The organism is Vreelandella olivaria (genome assembly GCF_023507745.1).
Lineage (GTDB): Bacteria > Pseudomonadota > Gammaproteobacteria > Pseudomonadales > Halomonadaceae > Vreelandella > Vreelandella olivaria_A.
On the sequence record NZ_JALPZO010000045.1, the window covers coordinates 62,008 to 81,964 of the forward strand.

Below are 19,957 nucleotides of genomic sequence, written 5' to 3' on the forward strand. Positions count from 1 at the left end.
CAGACGATAGTGAGAAATCGGCTGTTTAAAAAGGATTCGTGTGACAGTCTAACCGCTATGATACGCGTTCAAAGCCGTGCCTGCAGAAACAACCACGGCTAATCCACTCACTTCAGAACGTAACAACGCTGCCAACTGGCGCGGCAAGCCGCTACAATAATGAGCTTAGCAACCTGGGCGAGATTCTCATGGCTGTATTCACCCCGTTAAGCGACGCACAGGTCGCCGCGTTTTTGGAAAAGTTTGATGTTGGCAGCTTCGTTTCGCTACAAGGCGTTGCAGGCGGTACAGAAAATTCGACATTTTTTGTCACCACCGACCGCCGCAAGCTGGTGCTGACCCTGTTTGAACAGGGCGAACATGAAGAACTGCCGTTCTTTGTCGATTTATTGGATTACCTGGACGAACATCGTTTACCCGTGCCCGGAACGGTACATGACCGTGAGGGCATTGCGCTACACAGCCTTGCGGGCAAGCCAGCATTGCTGTTTCCATGCCTGCCCGGCCGCCATCCGGTGGCGCCCAACCTTACTCAGTGTCAAACACTGGGCGCTACTCTTGGGCGCCTGCATGTCGTCTCCCAGCACTTTCCAGGCCACCGTCCCAACCCGCGGGATCTGAACTGGCTGCGGGCGGTGCACCACAAGGTACTCGCCTATCTAAGCCCTGACGACCAGGCGCTAATGAAGAATGAGGTCGATGACTTCGAGAGCGCTTTTAGCCAGCATGGCGAACTGCCTCAGGGGGCACTTCATGGAGACTTATTCCGTGATAACACCCTGTATGACGGTGACCAGCTAGGCGGCATCATCGATTTTTATAATGGTTGTACTGGCGACCTGCTGTTTGATCTGGCCATTGTCATTAACGATTGGGCCTCCAATGAAGATGGCTCGCTGAATGCAGAGCGTCACGACGCTATTCTCAGCGCTTATCTGGCACGCCGACCTCTGACCATTGATGAGCGGGCGCTCTGGCCGACCATGCTACGCATGACGGCCTTGCGCTACTGGCTCTCTCGTTTGCTGGTGGTCTATGTCAATCCACCTGCTCACGACCTGACTCCCCACGACCCTGAGCGTTTCCGCACTATTTTAAATGCGCGCATCTCCCTCGGCACACTACCGCTTCCAGAGGCTTCTTCATGAGCGAAACGGCCACCACCACAAGTAGCCCGGCACTTCGCGCCCGCCGCACGTGGAATATTGACCAGTGGGGCAGCGGCTACTTTGACGTAAACGATGATGGCCAGGCTCTCGTACGCCCCCTCGGCAGCGAAGCCGAAGGGCCTGCGCTCCCCATCAGTGATCTGGTGCACCAACTTCAACAGGCCGGATTACGCTTGCCGGTACTGGTGCGCTTTAGCGATATTCTTCATGACCGGGTTGAGCAACTTTGTGGTGCTTTCGACGCCGCTATACAGGATGCGGAGTACCAAGGTGGTTACACAGCGGTGTACCCTATTAAGGTTAATCAACAGCGTCGTGTGGTGGAGGAGATTCTAGCCACTGCCGAACGAGGTAATGGACGTGTAGGGCTTGAAGCAGGCAGTAAACCGGAGCTGTTGGCGGTGCTGGCCTTGTCAGATGGGGGCTCCTCGCTGATTGTATGTAACGGCTATAAAGACCGTGAATACGTTCGACTTGCTCTGCTAGGCGAAAAGCTTGGTCATCGTGTCTATCTGGTCGTAGAGAAGCTCTCTGAACTAACGGTCATTCTCGAAGAAGCCCGCGAGTTGGATGTGATGCCACGCATCGGCTTAAGGGCCCGGCTTGCCTCCGTGGGCAAAGGCAAATGGCAAAACACCGGTGGGGAAAAATCCAAATTTGGCCTGACCGCCGGCCAAATTCTGGAAGTGGTGGAAACGCTACGCGCTCAGGAGGCGCTTGCCAGCCTACAGCTTGTCCATTTTCACCTGGGTTCACAGATCGCCAATATACGCGATATACAGCGCGGCCTGCGTGAGTGCGCACGCTTCTACCAAAATCTGATTAGCCTGGGCGCTCCCATCGACACGGTGGATGTTGGGGGCGGTCTGGGCATCGACTACGAAGGCACCCGCTCGCTCAGCTACTGCTCCGCCAACTACTCCATGCGTGAGTATGCGCGTAATGTGGTTAGTGCCTTTGCCCAGCTATGCCAGGAGGCTGATTTGCCACAGCCACACCTGATCAGTGAGTCCGGTCGGGCACTGACGGCCCATCATGCCGTCCTGGTAACCAACGTGATTGGTGAAGAGCGTATTGATGATACGCCTCCCGAACGCACACTTCAGGATGACCCTCAGGTAGAGGTGCTGTGGCGTGTTTTCGAACAACTGACCCATACCCAGGAGCCTCGGATACTGGTGGAAGCCTGGCATGACTTGCTGCAGGCAATGGGTGAGCTACAGGATCGCTTTGTATTGGGGCTAAGCGATATCAACGCACGTGCAGTAGGTGAACGACTTTATATGGCCGCCTGCACAAGACTGCGTAGCCAGTTGGACACCCGCAACCGGGCCCACCGTGAAATTATGGATGAGTTGGCTGAGAAGCTGGCTGACAAACTATTCGTTAATTTCTCGCTCTTCCAATCCGTGCCTGATGTGTGGGGCATTGAGCAGATATTCCCCGTATTGCCACTGAGCGGATTACATCAAGCACCTACCCGCCGGGCTGTCATTCAGGATATTACCTGCGACTCCGATGGCCGTATCGACAGATATGTAGATGGCCAGGGCGTGGAAAGCACGTTGCCGCTGCCTGAGTGGGAAACCGAGGATGAGCGTTGGCTGGGCTTCTTCCTGGTGGGCGCCTATCAGGAAATTCTCGGAGATCTGCATAACCTGTTTGGCGATACGGATTCCGTCGATGCCGCGCTGGATAAAGACGGCGGTTGGGTGTTCTCCAACCCTCAGGCTGGTGATTCCGTCGCCGATGTCCTGGCCTACGTTAACTTCGATGCCAGCGTATTAAAGCGGAAATTGTCTGAACAACTGGCGACCAGCGGCTTTTCTGAGCAAGAGCAGGCGCACTTTGCTGCGAGCCTGAGCGAGGGGCTTGAAGGCTACACCTACCTGGAGTAGCCAGAGACTCATAAAAAACGCCTCCGGCGGCTATTCACCAGCCACGGAGGCGCTTCTATGGATAGTCCGATGAGATGGCCGACTATTCAGCCATCACCTGCACTGCTTACTCCACCACGCTTGTGGTGATATCCAGCCCACCGGTTAACGTTAAGCGAAGTTTGGCACCACGTGGCAGCTCTCCAACACCGGACGGCGTACCCGTTAAGATGACGTCGCCTGGCTCCAGTGTGAAATGACGACTCATTTCCGCTACCAACGTGGGAATGGCGAAGATCATATCGGACCCTTCACCATGCTGACGCTCCTCACCATCGATCTCTAGCGTAAAAGCCAGTGCATTCCAGTTAGGTACACGACTTAGTGGCAAAAACGGTGAGAGCGGGCAGGCACCATCAAATGCTTTGGCGACTTCCCAGGGATGCCCCTTCTCTTTAAGCTGCGTTTGAACATCTCGCAGCGTAAGGTCCATTGCCAAACCAATGCCAACAACCGCCCGTTCCGCTTCATCTTGAGTAGCGTGAGTAAGAGTATCACCCACCAGCAGTGCCAACTCTACCTCGTAGTGTACATTGCCTCTGGAAAAAGGTGGATCCAGAGGTTTTGTCAAGTCTACAACACTGGTGGCTGGCTTAATAAACAGCAGTGGCTCACTTGGAACCGGATTATCCAATTCTTTGGCGTGGTCAGCATAATTGCGGCCAACACACACGACCTTGCCCAGCGCGTGGGGAAACTCCTGGCCATCGGTAAACTGTGGAACAAAACGCATGGCGGATATTCTCCTTCTCATTATGCATGCCGCATTCGCAACGACAGGCGCACCAGTCTACCCCACCTATGCGAATGTTCCACCGTCTAATCACACACTTTTTTGCACCAATATCAACTCATTGGCCAGGAACCCAACGATTCTCCGGCCCATGGGCCAGGAAATCCGGGCGCCGCTTGGCTGCCGCAAACGGCTTGACACAGCGGTTGTCGGGTCGATTAAACACAAAAAATACGTTACTACGTGGATCCGGTGACAGATTGGCGTTTGAGGCATGAAGTGTATTGCAATCGAAGAGCAACAACCCACCCGCTTTTCCTTTTGGTGCTTCAATGCCGTGTTCTGCCACCAGCCTGGTTAACGCTTCCAGGCTGGGAACGCCCACCTCTTGCGCTTTCAATGAACGTTTGTGATTGTTTTCCGGAGTTTCTCCTAAGCACGGTACAAACGTCCTATGCGAGCCGGGAATCAACATCAACGGCCCATTGAATTCATGATTGTCGGTCAGGATCAGCGACGCGCTGATGGCGTGCATATTCGGCATACCATCTTCAGCGTGCCACGTTTCAAAATCGGAGTGCCAATTAAACCCTTTGCCCACAAACCCAGGCTTGTAGTTGATTCTTGACTGGTGCACATAAGGGTCATCACCAGTAATTTGCCGGGCTGCACCTGCCAGACGTTCATCACAAGCTAACTGACCCAACCGCTCAGACAGCATGTGCACAGCAAAAAGCGACCGTATTTCATTGCTCTCAGGCTCGGTAACGCTAAACTCCTTATCCCGGTAGGCATCGTGGGCCATTAACTCATTGAGCTCTTGGCGCAATTCATCAAGCTCAGCACCACCAATCAGATTCGGAATAAATAGAAAACCGTTGCGCTCAAACTCATCCAACTGCGCTTCGGTGAGCGGCCCGGATAAATGGCGCCCTTTAACCACTCCGTCATGGCGTGGCTGAGTCAGCGCTGCCGGGGCTTTGGATAACCGCGTCGGATAGAGGTCTTTGACCTTTCCCTTTTGTGCCGACGGTACATCGGTCATTTCACTGTGCTGCTTATGGGCGGTCACAATATTGAGGGAAGTATTGCTGACTGTCATCTAATCCACTCCTTGTAAGATTAAATTTCAGATCACATGTGTTTCCTTAAACACACACTGCAAGGGACAAGGTAGCCAACCTGAAAGCCCCTGCAAGCTGGAGCCAAGTGCTTTATAACGTGGGTGATGAGAAAAAAATTTTAACCGCAGTTTTGATACATAGAGGGAATAAGATTATGAAGTATAAATGGCTGAATGCAGTGCTTATTAGCCTGCTGTTGCTGACGGCGGGGTGCCAAACTGCTGCATCTCCAGATCAAAACAGCGAAGCACCTGATGAACCCCTCACCAACACCTATTGGAGGCTGGACTCCCTGAACGGGAAGACGGTTACAGGAGCTGAGAATTTTCGCGAAGCGCATATAGTGCTTCATAATGACAACCATCGGCTGGCGGGATCGACTGGCTGTAATACGCTCGTTGGCAGCTACCGTGTCGCCAGGGAGAGCCTGACATTTGGGCAAATCGCCACTACGAAAATGGCCTGCCCGGAAGCACAGATGCGCAACGAACAGGCAATGTTAACTATCCTGGGACAGGTAGGTCATTGGCAGGTGAGCGGAAGCACTCTTTCGCTCAAGGATGCCGATGGCAACCTATTAGCACTCTTTGAAGCAGTACATCTCTTTTAACTATTCTTCAAGGGGGCCTCATCAGCCCCCTGTTACTACTGATTATTTCCCAAACCGATAGCCCAGCAGCCGCATGGCGTTGAGGGTCACGAGCACAGTTGCTCCCGTATCAGCCAATACCGCAATCCACATTCCTGTGAAACCAAGCGCGGTTGAAACAAGAAAAAATGCCTTGAGACCCAGAGCAACCGCCACGTTCACTTTGATATTGCCAAGCGTTGCCTGAGATAGTGCTATCAACTGGGCAATACCAATCAGGCGGTTTTTTAGTAACGCAGCATCGGCTGTTTCCAAGGCCACATCCGTTCCTCCTCCCATCGCTATCCCCACGTCAGCGGCAGCGAGCGCAGGAGCATCGTTAATACCATCTCCCACTTTGCCAATGGGGCCTCTGCCATGGGAATTTAATTCCTTGATATAACGAGCCTTATCTTCTGGCATTAATTGACCGTGAGCTTCAATGCCCAGCATATCGCCAATGGCACGTGCCGTCCGCGTATTATCACCACTCAGCATCACAGACTGAACACCCAACTGGGACAACGCGGCTAATGCCGCTCGTGCATCCTCACGCGGCTCATCACGAACCGCCAACAGCCCTAGCACCTGTTGCTCTTCAAGCAAAACAGCTACGCTTTTACCGTCTTCCTCAAGCGCATGGATGCTCTGTTTCAGTTGATCAGACACCGCTACTTTAGTATCGAGCGCATGGGGTGATAAAAGCGCCAGCGATTTACCATCCACTCTCCCACTCACCCCTTTTCCAACCTGAGCCTGGCCCTCTTCAAGGTTCCCCAAACCGAGTCCGGAAGCCTGGGCATGCCCAACAATAGCCTTGGCAATAGGATGGCTGGAGCCACTTTCCAGCGTTGCAGCCAACCGTAGCAGCGCTTTGGAATCAACCTGTTCCTGGAAGCTCACGATATCCGTAACGGTGGGCTTGCCCTCCGTTAATGTTCCCGTTTTGTCGAAAGCTACCGTACGTAACTTACCAAGCTGTTCCAGTACGGCCCCTCCCTTAATCAGTAATCCCTGTCTGGCACCTGAGGATAAACCTGCCGCGATGGCCGCTGGCGTTGAAATGACCAGCGCGCAAGGGCAGGCAATTAGCAGCAGTGCCAGTGCCCGATACACTGACTCACTCCAGCTCAACAGTGACAACAAGGGGGGGATAATTGCCATTAAGAGCGCTGCAGCCACGACCGCTGGCATATAGTAATAGGCAAAGCGGTCTATAAAGCGAGCTACGGGGGCCTTGGCTGCCTGGGCTTCTTCAACTAATCGGATAACGCGAGCAATGGTATTATTGTCACTGCTACGCGTTACCTCAACCTCCAATGTGCCACTCAGGTTGATGGTACCCGCAAAGAGATCATCCCCCTCAGCACGTAACCGTGGTACTGACTCACCATTGACGGGTGACTCATCCAACTCGGATGTCCCCTTGAGGACCAGTCCATCGCAAGGTACCCTGTCCCCTGGGCGCACCATCACTCTCTGCCCTGGCTGTAGGGTGTTAACGGCAACCTCCCGCTGGCCATCAGGTTCGATCAAATAGGCTGTCGAAGGCGTCAAGTTAGCCAAGGCTGAAATACTACGCCTGGCCCGTGATGCTGCCACCCCTTCAAGTAATTCCCCTACTGCAAATAAGAACACCACAACTGCCGCCTCGGCAGCCGCATCAATAAACAGGGCTCCCACCGCAGCAATGGTCATCAGCATTTCAATGGTAAAGGGAGTACCGGCTTTCAGCGCCTTCCAGGCCGCCTGTGTGATGGGCGCCAAGCCGACCAATGTTGCAAACAGGAAAGGCCATTGACCCAGCACAGGCCACAGTAACTGGAATAAGAAAGCGGCCACAAGCAATCCACCCGTTACTATTACCAATTGCCCTTTGGGGGTTTTCCACCAAGGCACTACTGCTTGATGCTTGCTCTCGAGGATTTCGTAGCCCAACCCGGTAATAGCTTCCTTCACTGCTTGGCGAGGTTGCTTTCCAGTTGGGTGAAACTCAACGGCTACGGCCCCTATCACTGCATTGGCCGTTACCTCTTTGACCCCGCCTATGCGGCCCACAGCAGAAACAACCTTTCTTTCACAGCCACCGCAATCCATACCACGAACACTCAGATTGAGCACATGGGAATCTAACGGCGATGTTGACTCAGACATGGCGTTACTCCAGAAATCCGCTTAACCTGTTTAAATCTTAAGACCTATAGTAGCTAGAGGTTCAAGGAGAACATTGATGAGTTTTCCATCATATTCATCACCGCAATCAATAAGTATCGGTCATCTGGCAAAACGCACCGGCTGTAAGCCCGAAACTATTCGTTATTACGAGCAAATTGGGCTGTTGGGTGAAGCCAAACGGACGGAAGGTGGGCAACGGCGCTATTCTGAGGCCACCGTGCAACGCCTAACGTTTATCCGTCATGCCCGTGATTTTGGATTTTCGATAGAAGCGGTACGAGAACTGCTGAATATGGTGGATAGCCCCTTAACGGACTGCCAGCAAATAGATGCCATCGCCAAGCACCATTTGAGAGAGGTAGAATCGCGTATTCAACGGCTTGAAGCCCTACGGGAGGAGTTACAGCGCATGGTGACTCAATGCTCAGGAGGCAGCGTGGAAAGCTGCCGCATCATTGAGGTGTTGAGTAATCATCGGCTGTGCCAGCATCAGGAAGTACATGGCGGCGCATCGGATCTACGCTAACGCTTATGCACTATGGCCTAGAGGCCTGAAGGATGTCGTGTTTTTCATGTTCTCTAGTACTAGCCTGTGAGTGCATGGGTGTCAGTGAGTCCTGCTACCACTATCGGCCCAAACGGCGTTCTGAGAACGACGTCATGGCCGATTGCTGCTGCGCTTAACGACGGCCAATAAGCGCTGAGGGTTTGGGCTTTGCTACCAGCATTTGCGCAATGTGCGGGATTACACTTGGAATCATAATCGCGTTTACCGCATTTATCGGGAGCTTGAGTTGAACCTGCGCATCAAGCCCAGGCGACGCTTGAAGCGAGATAAGCCGGATGCCTTGAGAGTACCGACGGCTCTCAGCCAAGTATGGTCTATGGATTTTATGAGTAACTCGCTGATCGACGGTCGAACACTGCGAACCTTCAATGTCATCGAGTGGCGGGGCAAGCCGACTCAAAATGCCTATATCGAGCGGTTTAATCGGACGGCACGGTATGAATAGTTGGAGTTGCACCCGTTCCACTCGGTCAGCCATGCACAGGAACTCGCGACTAAGTGGCGATGGCAATACAAGAACGAGTGCCCCCATACCGCTATCGGAGGCACCCCACCTCGGCAACGACTGATGACAGCTTAAGTTTCTACGGATAGCTGATTCGTAAAATGGGGGGATTACAAAGGAAATGCGAACTATCTCTCCAATAAGTTTTGGTAGTGGTGGGGTAGACGCATCGCCACTAAGTCCTTGCGGCGTACAGCGCTGTTAGGGTAAGACGACTCTAGATTGCTCGTGTCAATAGTAAGCTGAACGCAGCCAGTTGCACTGGTTAAGAGAGCCTCCTGTCGAGGAAAACGGAAAGTATCCGGGCCAAATATTCCGCTTATCCCTGGCAATCCCAACTCGGGCTTATAGACATTGGCGAAAGCGAAATAGCAGTTATTCTCGCCACCGCGTACCCGGTAATGGTGCCAATGGTGATCATCCGGGCCGGTAGGGATAGGAGCAGACTGATTAATATGAGTACCAGGATGCGCACAATGAAAGGGGCCCGGTAGGGCAGCGGGGCAAGCGATTATGTCGCATCCCCGCAGGGCCAGGATACGCCCTGCTTCGGGAAAATCGGCATCATGGCCAATTAGTACTCCAACGCGACCTAACGGTAAATCACAGCTTACCCAACGCTCGCCAGGCGTCGCCCATTCTCGGTCAGCATCGCTTAAGTGAATCTTACGATAAACCGCTAAGACGCCCTGTGAGCCAACTAGGGCGGCAGCATTGTAGAGATTTCCATCCGCCTGCTCCGCGAAACCAACCACATAGTACTGCCGATGTTGCTGAGCAAGCTGACATAGCGTATCGAAAACGCCGTGATGCTGTGTGATGGGGTTGAGAGCGCCAGCGTCTAGCCCCGTAAGGGCTAACTCGGGTAATACTACCAGCTCAGCATGCTCTGCCTGAGCGATCAGGGCGAGACATTGGGAAAGGTTATCATCAAGGTTGTTAGTTGGAGAAAATTGAGCAACGGCACTATTACTTACTTTGCCCTTGGGCAGTGGTTGATGGCCATAAAGCCTGAAAAAGTCTAGTGGATTCCAAGCGTATGTTTGATGCAGCAGCTCATGATAGAGCGCTGGACGGCGCTCGCTGGCCAACGGGCCCGTGACGCGGTCAGTATCAATCTCACCCAGCACGACACCATCCCCACTATCTCGGCTAGCCTGGATATGTCCATCCGGTTCAATCACGCAGCTCCCCCCACTGAATTGCACGCCCCGCTCACATCCCCAGCGGTTACTTTCGATAAGATAGCAGCCATTTTCTCTGGCACGACTCATCCAGTAAGGAGCCGGTGCGCGCTCAGCAAGCCAATTACTCAGATGGCAAATGACATCGGCTCCTTGCAAAGCCACCAGCCGTGCGGTTTCGAGAAAATGAATATCCATACAAATGAGCAGTGCAATACGGCCCAGCGGCGTCTCGAACACTTGATGGCCGCTGTCGCCTGAGGCCGCCCATTTTGGCTCGGCGATATAGGGGTGGCTTTTACGGTGCTTGCCCAGATAGCCCTCAGGGCCAATCAATACAGCGGTGTTGTAGTAAAGCCCATTGGTCACATCTACTTCTGGCAGGCCAATAACAATATAGCAGTCAAGCTTCGCCGCCAGCGCGGCAAAGCATTCGGTTGAAGGCCCAGGTACCGGCTCTACATAGGGAGCTACTTCTTCCCTGTCATACCAGCAGTAACCAGTAAGCCCCATCTCCGGGGTGATGATTAGCCGCGCACCAGACGCAGCTGCCTCTTCCACCAATCGCTTCAAAGCATCAATATTCCGCTCTTTGGCAAACATTTCAGGCTCAAACTGCACGGCGGCGGCAAGGTATTTCATATTTACCTCCCCGCCCGCTAGCGTGCTTGCCCAACAATGGACTTGAGGATGGAAGCACCCAATGTATATTTTGGATCCACCATATTGCCCAACCGCACTCGTCCTGCCTGGGTAAGAAGCATGTAGGCATCTATTTCATCGAAATCGAACTCTGCGGCTAGCCAGCGAACCAGCTCTCTGTAGGCAATCCGGGTGGCATCTTCCATGGGGCGCGCTGAACCAATGGTCATGTAAAACTGTTCGTTTTCCAGGCGCGGCCACTTAAAAGTCCAATCTTTAATCAAGTCGACCTGAACGGTGGTAACGGTAGGATGCTCAATAGCAACGCCGCATAACTCACCATCTCCCTGTGCTGCATGGCAGTCGCCAAGATAAAGGTAGCCGCCTTTGGTATGTATCGGTAGATAGATCACCGCACCAGGAGCCACATCGGGTAAGTCCATATTGCCGCCGTAATAATCGGGGACCAGCGAGCTAATCGACTCAATCTCCGGCGACACTCCAATGGTGCCAATAAAAGGCTGATAGGGAAGGGTAATTTTATCAGACCACTTCACGCCGATATCAGCGTCAACCGCCACTTTTTTTACCCGCTCCGGGATCGGTGTGTTGAGTAGTGCGGTATCCCCGGTCGCCACTAGCCCCCCAAATTCTGTAATCAGCGCCGTCGTACCACAAGGCTGAGGACCACGTGGTTTCATGTCGCGGGTATAAACCGCAAGGCAGTCGCCCTTTTCCGCCCCTTCTACGTAAATCGGCCCGTTCTGCGGATTGAGGTAAGGTAAATTAAGTAGCTCGCTTGGCTTGTCACTCTCCGAGCGAAGCTTCCCTTCGAAAGCATCATGGGTTTCCGCACTGACGATATCGCCAGGCTGGATATGCAGCACGGGCCTGGGGTTAGGCCCAAGCGTATAGTGGTACTGACCTTGAGCTTCCTCGGTAAGGTAGTGAGTGGTACCAGGCTTACCGTTGGCGACGGCGCGACGTGCCATAATGGAATGATCAAACCAGTTCATTGTGCTACTCCTTTTGAGTACGTTCAGTCATCGCTCCGGCAACTGCAGGCGGGAGCTTGTGTCATGGTTAAATAAAAACCGCTTTGCATGACCACATTCAGGCCACGCGCGCCCTCAAACCGCCAGAATGCGACGCATGGCGTCACGGTCACAGAGTTGCTCTGCCGCGAGCTCGCGGGTGATTTGCCCCTTATCCATGACGTAGCAGCGCTGCGCCGTCATGATCATGTCCAGGTTCTGCTCGACGAATAGAATGGTTACGCCCAGCTCGCGATTGAGTTTGAGGATGTTGCGTGAGATATCCTTGACGATATTCGGCTGGATGCCTTCGGAGGGCTCATCAAGTAGCATCAGCTTCGGTTTGCCTACCATAGCCCGACCGATAGCAAGCTGTTGCTGCTGTCCACCGCTAAAGGTGCCTGCTCGCTGATTAGCCCGTTCGCGCAAAATAGGAAAGAATTCGTAGACCCGCTCATAGTCGACACCCTCGCCGGGCTGTTGGAGCATCTCGCCAACCTTGAGATTCTCCCAGACGGTCATGCGCGAGAAGACCTCGCGTCCTTGAGGGATATAACCAATGCCCAAGCGTGCACGTTGGTGAGATTCGAGAGCGCTGATATCCTGGCCATCAAAGCGGATAGCACCCTGCCGATGTTTGAGAAGACCAATCAGCGTTTTCATTAACGTCGTCTTACCGACGCCATTTCGGCCGATAACGGCAACTATCTCGCCGCGTCCAACATTCAAGCTGACCTCTTGCAGCACGGAGGTGGTACCGTAGCCGGACGTGACGCCCTCAACGCTCAATAACTTTGTATTATTCGTCGTCATCGGCTGTCCCCAGGTAAATACGTGCGACCTCTTCGTTAGCCTCGATTTCGTTGATCGTGCCTTCGGCAAAGATTTCACCGAAGTTCAGTACGGTGACCTTATGAGCAATCTGGCGTACAAACTCCATGTCGTGCTCAACCGCCAAAATGGACATACCCTCGCGATTGAGTGCTTTGATCATTTCGCCCGTGCGCGCCGTTTCATCGGGCGTCATGCCCGCTGTAGGTTCGTCAAGAAGTAGCAAACTCGGCTCTGTGCTCACCGCCATGCCGATCTCAAGCCACTGCTGCTCGCCGTGCGAGAGTTCACCCGCAAGTTCTCCGGCCTTGTCGGTAAGCCTTACAAAAGCGAGTGCTTTGTCGATAGCCGCTGTCATGGAATCGCCATGCAGATGGTTCTGAACTGCGATCTGCATGTTTTGCCAAACGGGCAGCTCAGAGAAAATACCCGGCACCTGAAACTTGACGGCAATGCCCTGTTTCACGCGCTCAAAGGAACGAAGCTGGGTGATTTCCTGGTCTGAGAAGTAGATCTTCCCAGCGCTTGGTTGGTGCTCACCGAGCACAAGCTTGAAAAACGTGCTCTTCCCAGCGCCATTTGGGCCAATCAAGCAGCGTATTTCACCAGGCTCCATTGAGAAGTTCACATCTTGCGCAACTTTTACGCCGTCGAAATGTTTATATAAATTTTCGGTTTGCAATAGGGTCACGACAGGCCCTCCTTACGCTTACGAAGGCGGCTAACAAGCCTGACCAGCCCCGGTATCAAACCTTCCGGCAAGTAGACCACGACGACAACCAGCAGCAACCCCATAATGACGAAGGCGTAGTAACTGCCATAGATCGTCAGATTCTGGAAGATGCCAAGCACTACCAAGGTGCCCACCAACGTCGCGGTGAGGTCTTTACGCCCCCCCACGGCCACCCAAATAATGGGTAATGCGGCGGCCGCCAAATTCATGTTGGACGGGCTGATGTACTGCCCCCAAGCGGTATAGAGCACGCCGGAAAGTCCCGCTAAGCCACTGCCAATAACAAAGGCAATTAACTGATAGCGGCGTATGTCGTAACCGAGCATTTCAGCGCGGTGCGGATTCTCACGAATGGCGACCAGCACATTGCCGAATCTAGAATTGACGAGAACCCGTAAACCCAGATAGCAAAGCACCAGCATGGCCAGAAGAAGGTAATAAAGTGGCACACCCGAATACAGCGCTATATCCCCCCCAACCCAAGGGATTGTCAGCGGCGGCATACCGGTCATGCCATTGTCGCCACCAAGTCGAGCATCGCCGATCGCCCACTGGGATCCCGCCGTCTGTGCCATAAAGGTGGCGAAAACCAGCGTGGTAGAGAGCGTGACAATCCCGAGGAATACGCCGCTAATGCGCCCATAAAAAAGCATGTAACCAAGTAACGCCGCCCCCAAACACGATATCCCAACCCCAATCAGCAAGCCGACAAGGGTCATACCGTACGCCGCGCCAAAGTTGATCGTGACGACACCATACGTGTACCCGGCAAGCCCGAAGAAAGCGGTCTGGCCAAAGCTGAGCGCCCCCGTATATCCCCATATCAACGACAGCCCAAGTGCCATAAACACCCAGCAAAGGAAGTAGGCCGTATTACCAACGCTCCAGGCATCCGCGAAAGCGGGGTAAACGACGGCTGCACCAATTGCCAAGGCAAAGCCGACCCAAAATATTGGACCGTGGCCCAGTGTTTGCGGGCCATTAACAAGTCGCATCCAGTGTGGCATTCGAGACGCTGACCGAGCCGTATTTGAACCTTGTCTTTGCAAACTACCCATTTATGTACGCCCCTTGAGCAACCAGCCAGACAGGCCTTGTGGGAGAATACGGATGACCACCATGACAGTGATTAACAGCCCCACCTGACCCATTAACTGCCCTTGCCAGCCAGTCAGAAAAGCCTTGATAACCGCGAGTGTAGCCGCTGCTGGTGCCGTACCCAGGAACACATCAGCACCGCCGACAACAACCGTCACAAAGCTTTCTACCAGGAAATTGGCGCCAAGCGTCGGGACGATGGATATCGTGGGTGCATAAAGAGCGCCTGCCAATCCCGCCAGTGCTGCCCCAAGTCCGAAGGTGAGTGAGTACATACGCCCGGTGTCGATACCCACAGCCTTCGCCATGTGCGGTGCTTGAATCGTTGCTCGTGAGTGGATACCGAACGTCGTATGGTGAAACAGTAGATACAAGCCAATAAGCACTAGTACAGCCACGCCAAGCAGTACCATTCGATAGGTTGAGTAGCTGTAGTTGCCCACCGAAAAGCTACCGAGCGGCGTGCTGATACCCGCCATGCTGGAGCCAAGCACGATCAGCGTGCCTTGAGTAAGAATCAGGCTGATCCCCCAGGTGGCTACAATAGAGTCCAATGGCCGATGGTAGAGCCGATGAATAATCGTGCGCTCAAGCACAATGCCAAGCATCCCGGCGGCAAGGCTGCCGCATAACATAGCGATGGGCAGTGGAACCCCCATGCGCGCCGTTGCCACCGTTACGTAGGCGCCACACATGATAAATTCGCCGTGAGCCAGGTTGATGATGCCCATCATCCCGAAGATCACCGCAAGCCCCATGGCGGACAGCACCAAAAAGGCAAACGCATCCCCAAACTGATAAAACGCTGTAAACGCGAAATGTATATATTCCATATCCAGGCTCCTGGGCAGGAAACGACAGCGAGGTTTCCCGCTTAATGCAAACTCACAGGCCAGGCAGGGTGAAACGCTTCACCCTGCCGGGAGGAGGCGTGATATTTACTCGTTGGGAGGGCTAGAAGGGGTGTACTGGGCACTTGGGTCGTTCTGGGTCAGATCACAACCATTTTCACCCAACCAGTACGGCTCGATATTTTCCCAAGTTTCGGGAAAAGAGATCTCATGGTTCTCATCCACTTTCGCCAGAAAGATATTGTGAGACATATGCTGGCTCTTAGGGTCGAGACATACGGTGCCAGAAGGGCCATCGAAGCAGACATCTCCCTCGGCAATAACTGCACGCAGGTCTTCCTTGTCGGTAGAGCCGTCGGCACGCTCAACCATCTGCTTATAAAGGTACATGGAGATATAAGAGTTCGCTGCTTCCTGATTCACATAGGGCGCATCAGGGAAGCGCTCATAGAACTTCTCAACAAACGCATTCGCCTCAGGGGTATCAACTTCTTCAATAAAGTTCGTTGTAACGAACATGTTTGCCAGGCTTGGCGGCGCGAAACGCTTATGCTCGTAGCCCTGCCCGACATTTACCGACGAGGCCATGGGAAGTCCCAGGTTAGCGGATGCTGCCTGCTCGTAGTAAGACGCCTGATTGGAGCCAACCAGTAACGTCACGACAAAGTCTGGAGCTTCACCCTGAATGTTCTGAATGGTCTGCGAGAACTGGGAAACACCCAGGGGGATGAAATCCTCGCCCACTATTTCCCCGCCCTCTTCTTCTACAATCTGACGCACCCACTCCGCCGAAATCTGGCCAAAGTTATAGTCCGCGGCGATCGTATAGACGTTAGGGCCATACTCTTCCATCATCCAGGGAATCAGCGTCGAGAACTGCTGTTCAGGAACTGCGCCAGTGACAATCATGTTGGCGTCACACACGCCGCCTTCATACTGATTGTTATAAAACGCCAACCCATCAAACTGGTTCACAATCGGGCGATACGCTTCTCGTGATGAAGAAGCAAAACCCGCAAAGACGGTATCCACTTGATCACGCTGTAGAACCCGCCGCATTAACTCCTGATAACGACGATCATCAGACTGAGTATCATAAATGACAAGCTCCACCTCGCGACCAGCAATACCACCCGCCGCGTTTATTTCCTCAGCCGCCAACTCTATGGCATTCACCTTAACCTGCGTCACCGCAGCAAAGTTGCCGGACTGATCCTCAAGCACACCAATCTGGATAGGATCATTCGCCGAAGCGCTGGTCACTAAAGAGCCCGCTAACAACGTTGATAAGGTTGCCGTTCTCTGAATTGTTGAGTATTTCATTTGTATACCCCTGTTTAAGGTTTACTTTTTCTTCCTCGCCGTCCTGCAACAACACAACTCCCTAGCCGTCTCTTCATGAAACGAGAAACGACCTTTTGCTCTTGAATACTGCTCTAGATGCTCCACTTCGATTAATCCTAATGAGTTCGCTACAAATAACGGTTCAACCGGGTTTCCCTAAGACGATGAACGGTGTCGGCATCCTCTTTCAGCGCCGCAACAGCAATCTCACCCGAGACGATCATTGCCGCAAAATCCTCAAGCGACAGGCGTCGGCTCATACTCGCCGAACGCAACAGAGCAAAGGCGTCATTGACCGAAATATCCATATCCTCGATGAGCCTGATCGCCGCCGTGCATACGACTTGACGCGCACGAACCTGCTGCTCCAAACGATGGAGCTTTTGTTCCGTCTCGTAGGACGCGTTAAACGTTTGGTAAGCAATGATTAAGCTTGCGAGAATACCGGCCTTACGTAACGGCTTGGTCAGATAGCCACACACGCGGCGTTCGATGAACCAATTGACCGAGCTCGGCGCATCCGAACCAATCAGTGCAATCGCCGGCCCCTGGACGCTATCGATCATGCGAGTGATGCCACCAAACTGGCGTCCTAATTCATCGTCGAAAAACACCAGGTCAAACGGCCTATGAGACTCTGTCTCATCATGGCTTTCATGAACAACCGGCGTGACCCCCAGCTCCAAAAGGAACTGAGTCAGTACCGCTCGATCCTTTTCGGCGGCACATACAATCAATGCACGATGGCCCTTGAAGTTGCGTCGTGTGGTAACCGTCATCGTACGACCCTCAAGCCAATACTGTTTTGGGCAATGGGCGCTGCAGGCTGAGCTGAGCCTGCTCCACATACTTCCGCCCAAACCAGATAAGGATCTGGGCGAACGGGTGCGTTGGCTTCTAAAATCACCTGAAATGTCGCGTCTTCGCGGGATATTCCCAGCCGAACGGTCAAATAACTGTGGTTACTATCAGGATCGACATGAACCCTTCCCTGAGGCGCTTGGAACGACGTCCTATGCAGTGCTTTTTTAACCTGGTCGATATCAACTGAATTGGCGCCAGCCAAGGCAAGGGCGAGTAGATGAACGGTGTTGTAAGACGCTTCTGCATCTGCGCTAGGCAGAGCTTCATGACCGAAGCGTTGTCGGTAACTGGCGACGAACTGCTTATTAACCTCTGTCTCGATAGTCGAAAAGTAAACGCTGGATGCGAGATGCCCAGCACACGCCTGAGAACCAATCTGGGCGAGTTCCGGCTCGCAAAGCGTGCAACTGCCAACCACCGTATTTTGTAGCGCTGGGTTTTCATCGCGCGCCTTGGCAAATGCGCGGTAAAACGCATAGCTAGACTCACCGATCAGCATGTTCATGATGAAAGCGGGGCGCTTTTCGTGAATCTCTTCAATAATACGGGCCACATCCAGGTCACCGACCTGCAGGTAACGCTCGGCGATTATCTCTCCGCCATGCGCCTTGGAAAGCTCTCTGATGATGCGGCCATTTTCCCAGGCCCAAACATAATTAGAACCGATGAAGTAAACATCGCTTGTGATATGGGTGAGCACATAATCCATCAGCGGCAGAACATGCTGGTTCTGAACAGCGCCGGTATAGATAACGTTATTATTGGTCTCAAAACCTTCGTAGTGAGACGGATACCAAAGCAAACCATCGTATTTTTCGAAAATTGGAATCACTTCTTTTCGGCTGGAAGACGTATAGCAACCAATCACATGCTTTACGCCCTCGTGGCGCAGCAAGCTCCTCACGTGTGTGCTATAAGCAGCGTTATCACCGGCTGGCTCGCATTCGATGGGTACAAGCTCAAAGGGGAATCGTTTGTCCTGGTTAACCTCTTCCAGCGCCAGCATCGCCCCATCACGCATCGAGCGGCCAACGGTGGCGTAAGGACCTTGGGTAGAGAAGAGTATGCCAACCGGGATACGACTGTTCATTGACTGACCTTCCTAATTCCGGACATAAAAAAAGGGCTCACAACGAAACCTGACGGTAACGATGGGAGCCCTATTGCTCTGTGCCCTTTCGGCGTGAGCCGACGCACAATATGTCTATTACTAAACTTAAATTGTGGCCCCTAATCAACTTTGTCAACTCATTGACGCTATGCTGAAGTCGAAGGCCATTACTACTAAAACAACTATACATAAATTAAAGCAACAAGTGTGCCAATTAAATAAATTGCCACAACAGCGGCTTTTGAACATATTTAGTTCAGGTGTTTCGCCTCTTTTTGATACACATATAAGAATTTATGCTGCACAAAAGTGCAACTCACTGCGAAATCCTAAAGGACCCGCCCAGCCAGATGATGAGAGGTTTTGTATGACTTACTGAAGGCTACCAATGATTTCGACTACTCTGATACGATTTGCAAATCTGATAGAACAGGTAGAATTGGTCTTGAGAGAAACGGTACGCGATACGGCCTGCAGATGCAGGGCTTGGAGAATGAAACAAAAAAGGCCACCTTTAAAAGCCGCCTCTTTAAGTCTCTAACATGTTGCTTTTAAAAATCTTTTGATGATGCCGACACCATGAGCCGAACCCGGGGCCTACTAATTTCAAGTAAAATTTAGAAAGGTCTCATATAAATCGTTAGAGTTTAACAAACGTCTATTAAATAATATAAAACAGTCACTTATCTTAATTGTAAAGTTTGCTAGTTCTCTCTGATACGCTGTAATTTACTACATTTCATAGACCCGGCGTATACCCGCTTAGAACCACTGACTCTGAGTAAAAAAATATTTGAGAGCCCACACATGCCAAAGCTCAACTTCACCTAAAAGGCCATTAATAGCCTAGAGCCACCACCTCAAGGAAAGCGAGCCACCTACACCGATACCAAGATTCCTGGCTTAGAGCTACGTGTCACTTCCGCAGGCACCAAAACCTTTAGCTGCCAGCGGTAGGTGACGTCGCCCTCATTACAGGTGCTTGGTGATTTAGAAACGAAGAAACCGGCACGGTGGCCGGTTCCTTCACCCCGACTGCCAGCGAATTGAATCGCTGCGTTACGGGGTTGAGCCGTGGTTACAGTCTTGCGCATATTGAGCGCCCCGTCAAGTGGCTGGAATCGCTGCCGTTCGAGCACGCGGGGGTCCTTAACGTAATCGCTTGTAGCCAGCCACCACAGCGGCTGGTAGGCGATGAAGGACAACACCATGAGTGCACCGCACCACTAAACCCTATCACCCAATAGCAGTCTGACAGCTCGCCCTCTTTGAATCGCCCCAGGTTTCGTAGACACCTCCAGGCCTTATACTAAAGGTATCTAGGAGGATCCATGAGCCGTCCCCGTTACACTGAAGAATTCAAAATCGAAGCCGTTAAACAGGTGGTAGAGCGTGGCCATCGAGTTGCCGAGGTCGCTGAGCGTTT

18 protein-coding genes and 1 pseudogene are annotated in these 19,957 nt (G+C 52.7%); 6 read left to right on the forward strand and 13 right to left on the reverse strand.

All coding sequences use genetic code 11. The annotated features are described in order from the left end of the window. Positions 1-188: 188 nt before the first annotated feature. Positions 189-1,148, forward strand: coding sequence for a homoserine kinase (locus HP566_RS03855; RefSeq protein WP_249975943.1), 960 nt, complete (start codon positions 189-191; stop codon positions 1,146-1,148). Continuing rightward, positions 1,145-3,067 carry a biosynthetic arginine decarboxylase gene (gene speA / locus HP566_RS03860; RefSeq protein WP_249975944.1) on the forward strand — a complete coding sequence of 641 codons (1,923 nt, stop codon included), beginning with the start codon at positions 1,145-1,147 and terminating at the stop codon, positions 3,065-3,067. Before HP566_RS03855 ends, speA begins: the two co-directional genes overlap by 4 nt. A gap of 106 nt (positions 3,068-3,173) precedes the next feature. Here the strand turns inward: speA and HP566_RS03865 are convergent, their stop codons facing one another. Beyond that, positions 3,174-3,839, reverse strand: coding sequence for a fumarylacetoacetate hydrolase family protein (locus HP566_RS03865; protein WP_249975945.1), 666 nt, complete (start codon positions 3,837-3,839; stop codon positions 3,174-3,176). 118 nt (positions 3,840-3,957) lie between these two features. Further along, positions 3,958-4,941, reverse strand: coding sequence for an ectoine hydroxylase (gene thpD / locus HP566_RS03870; protein ID WP_249975946.1), 984 nt, complete (start codon positions 4,939-4,941; stop codon positions 3,958-3,960). Between the two features lie 176 nt (positions 4,942-5,117). Here thpD and HP566_RS03875 point away from each other — a divergent pair, with 176 nt between their 5' ends. Next, positions 5,118-5,573 carry an META domain-containing protein gene (locus HP566_RS03875; protein WP_249975947.1) on the forward strand — a complete coding sequence of 152 codons (456 nt, stop codon included), beginning with the start codon at positions 5,118-5,120 and terminating at the stop codon, positions 5,571-5,573. A 42-nt stretch (positions 5,574-5,615) separates the two neighbouring features. On the opposite strand, the gene HP566_RS03880 is transcribed toward HP566_RS03875, so the two are convergent. Then, a complete protein-coding gene (locus tag HP566_RS03880) occupies positions 5,616-7,745 on the reverse strand; it encodes a heavy metal translocating P-type ATPase (RefSeq protein WP_249975948.1) in 2,130 nt (709 codons plus the stop codon). A 76-nt stretch (positions 7,746-7,821) separates the two neighbouring features. Between HP566_RS03880 and HP566_RS03885 the strand changes: the two genes are divergently transcribed. After that, positions 7,822-8,292: a MerR family transcriptional regulator gene (locus HP566_RS03885; RefSeq protein ID WP_249975949.1), complete on the forward strand. Its 471-nt coding sequence runs from the start codon at positions 7,822-7,824 to the stop codon at positions 8,290-8,292. Positions 8,293-8,342: 50 nt separating this feature from the next. Then, positions 8,343-8,914, forward strand: a pseudogene (locus HP566_RS03890) (integrase core domain-containing protein); the annotation flags it as partial. Positions 8,915-8,967: 53 nt separating this feature from the next. Here HP566_RS03890 and HP566_RS03895 read toward each other — a convergent pair. From HP566_RS03895 to HP566_RS03940, 10 genes are all read right to left on the reverse strand, one after another. Next, positions 8,968-10,665, reverse strand: coding sequence for a nitrilase-related carbon-nitrogen hydrolase (locus HP566_RS03895; RefSeq protein WP_249975950.1), 1,698 nt, complete (start codon positions 10,663-10,665; stop codon positions 8,968-8,970). 17 nt (positions 10,666-10,682) lie between these two features. Then, complete coding sequence (locus HP566_RS03900) at positions 10,683-11,681, reverse strand: acetamidase/formamidase family protein (protein WP_249975951.1); 999 nt, start codon at positions 11,679-11,681, stop codon at positions 10,683-10,685. A gap of 114 nt (positions 11,682-11,795) precedes the next feature. Continuing rightward, a complete protein-coding gene (locus HP566_RS03905) occupies positions 11,796-12,512 on the reverse strand; it encodes an ABC transporter ATP-binding protein (protein ID WP_249975952.1) in 717 nt (238 codons plus the stop codon). Next, positions 12,499-13,221 carry an ABC transporter ATP-binding protein gene (locus HP566_RS03910; RefSeq protein WP_249975953.1) on the reverse strand — a complete coding sequence of 241 codons (723 nt, stop codon included), beginning with the start codon at positions 13,219-13,221 and terminating at the stop codon, positions 12,499-12,501. Before HP566_RS03910 ends, HP566_RS03905 begins: the two co-directional genes overlap by 14 nt. Continuing rightward, positions 13,218-14,258, reverse strand: coding sequence for an ABC transporter permease subunit (locus HP566_RS03915; RefSeq protein ID WP_249975954.1), 1,041 nt, complete (start codon positions 14,256-14,258; stop codon positions 13,218-13,220). Before HP566_RS03915 ends, HP566_RS03910 begins: the two co-directional genes overlap by 4 nt. Positions 14,259-14,321: 63 nt before the next feature. Continuing rightward, entirely contained in the window at positions 14,322-15,194 is an 873-nt protein-coding gene (locus HP566_RS03920) for an ABC transporter permease subunit (RefSeq protein WP_249975955.1), read from the reverse strand. 105 nt (positions 15,195-15,299) lie between these two features. Further along, entirely contained in the window at positions 15,300-16,535 is a 1,236-nt protein-coding gene (locus HP566_RS03925) for an urea ABC transporter substrate-binding protein (protein ID WP_249975956.1), read from the reverse strand. A 149-nt stretch (positions 16,536-16,684) separates the two neighbouring features. Next, entirely contained in the window at positions 16,685-17,335 is a 651-nt protein-coding gene (locus tag HP566_RS03930; protein ID WP_249975957.1) for an ANTAR domain-containing response regulator, read from the reverse strand. Continuing rightward, entirely contained in the window at positions 17,332-18,510 is a 1,179-nt protein-coding gene (locus HP566_RS03935) for a transporter substrate-binding domain-containing protein (protein ID WP_249975958.1), read from the reverse strand. The genes HP566_RS03930 and HP566_RS03935 overlap by 4 nt, the downstream gene beginning before the upstream one ends. An 899-nt stretch (positions 18,511-19,409) precedes the next feature. Beyond that, on the reverse strand, positions 19,410-19,742 hold the full coding sequence (locus tag HP566_RS03940) for a hypothetical protein (RefSeq protein ID WP_249975959.1): 333 nt from the start codon (positions 19,740-19,742) through the stop codon (positions 19,410-19,412). Between the two features lie 120 nt (positions 19,743-19,862). Here HP566_RS03940 and HP566_RS03945 point away from each other — a divergent pair. Continuing rightward, positions 19,863-19,957, forward strand: a 95-nt coding sequence (locus tag HP566_RS03945; RefSeq protein WP_249975962.1) for a transposase, incomplete at its 3' end; no start/stop codon positions are given.

Bases quoted from the DNA above. Each gene is read 5' to 3' on its own strand.
- HP566_RS03915 (WP_249975954.1), bottom strand. From the start codon at position 14,258: ATGCGACTTGTTAATGGCCCGCAAACACTGGGCCACGGTCCAATATTT.
- HP566_RS03875 (WP_249975947.1), top strand. From the start codon at position 5,118: ATGAAGTATAAATGGCTGAATGCAGTGCTTATTAGCCTGCTGTTGCTG.
- HP566_RS03905 (WP_249975952.1), bottom strand. From the start codon at position 12,512: ATGACGACGAATAATACAAAGTTATTGAGCGTTGAGGGCGTCACGTCC.
- HP566_RS03855 (WP_249975943.1), top strand. From the start codon at position 189: ATGGCTGTATTCACCCCGTTAAGCGACGCACAGGTCGCCGCGTTTTTG.
- HP566_RS03930 (WP_249975957.1), bottom strand. From the start codon at position 17,335: ATGACGGTTACCACACGACGCAACTTCAAGGGCCATCGTGCATTGATT.
- HP566_RS03940 (WP_249975959.1), bottom strand. From the start codon at position 19,742: ATGGTGTTGTCCTTCATCGCCTACCAGCCGCTGTGGTGGCTGGCTACA.
- HP566_RS03925 (WP_249975956.1), bottom strand. From the start codon at position 16,535: ATGAAATACTCAACAATTCAGAGAACGGCAACCTTATCAACGTTGTTA.
- HP566_RS03900 (WP_249975951.1), bottom strand. From the start codon at position 11,681: ATGAACTGGTTTGATCATTCCATTATGGCACGTCGCGCCGTCGCCAAC.
- HP566_RS03880 (WP_249975948.1), bottom strand. From the start codon at position 7,745: ATGTCTGAGTCAACATCGCCGTTAGATTCCCATGTGCTCAATCTGAGT.
- HP566_RS03935 (WP_249975958.1), bottom strand. From the start codon at position 18,510: ATGAACAGTCGTATCCCGGTTGGCATACTCTTCTCTACCCAAGGTCCT.
- speA (WP_249975944.1), top strand. From the start codon at position 1,145: ATGAGCGAAACGGCCACCACCACAAGTAGCCCGGCACTTCGCGCCCGC.
- HP566_RS03885 (WP_249975949.1), top strand. From the start codon at position 7,822: ATGAGTTTTCCATCATATTCATCACCGCAATCAATAAGTATCGGTCAT.
- thpD (WP_249975946.1), bottom strand. From the start codon at position 4,941: ATGACAGTCAGCAATACTTCCCTCAATATTGTGACCGCCCATAAGCAG.
- HP566_RS03920 (WP_249975955.1), bottom strand. From the start codon at position 15,194: ATGGAATATATACATTTCGCGTTTACAGCGTTTTATCAGTTTGGGGAT.
- HP566_RS03865 (WP_249975945.1), bottom strand. From the start codon at position 3,839: ATGCGTTTTGTTCCACAGTTTACCGATGGCCAGGAGTTTCCCCACGCG.
- HP566_RS03895 (WP_249975950.1), bottom strand. From the start codon at position 10,665: ATGAAATACCTTGCCGCCGCCGTGCAGTTTGAGCCTGAAATGTTTGCC.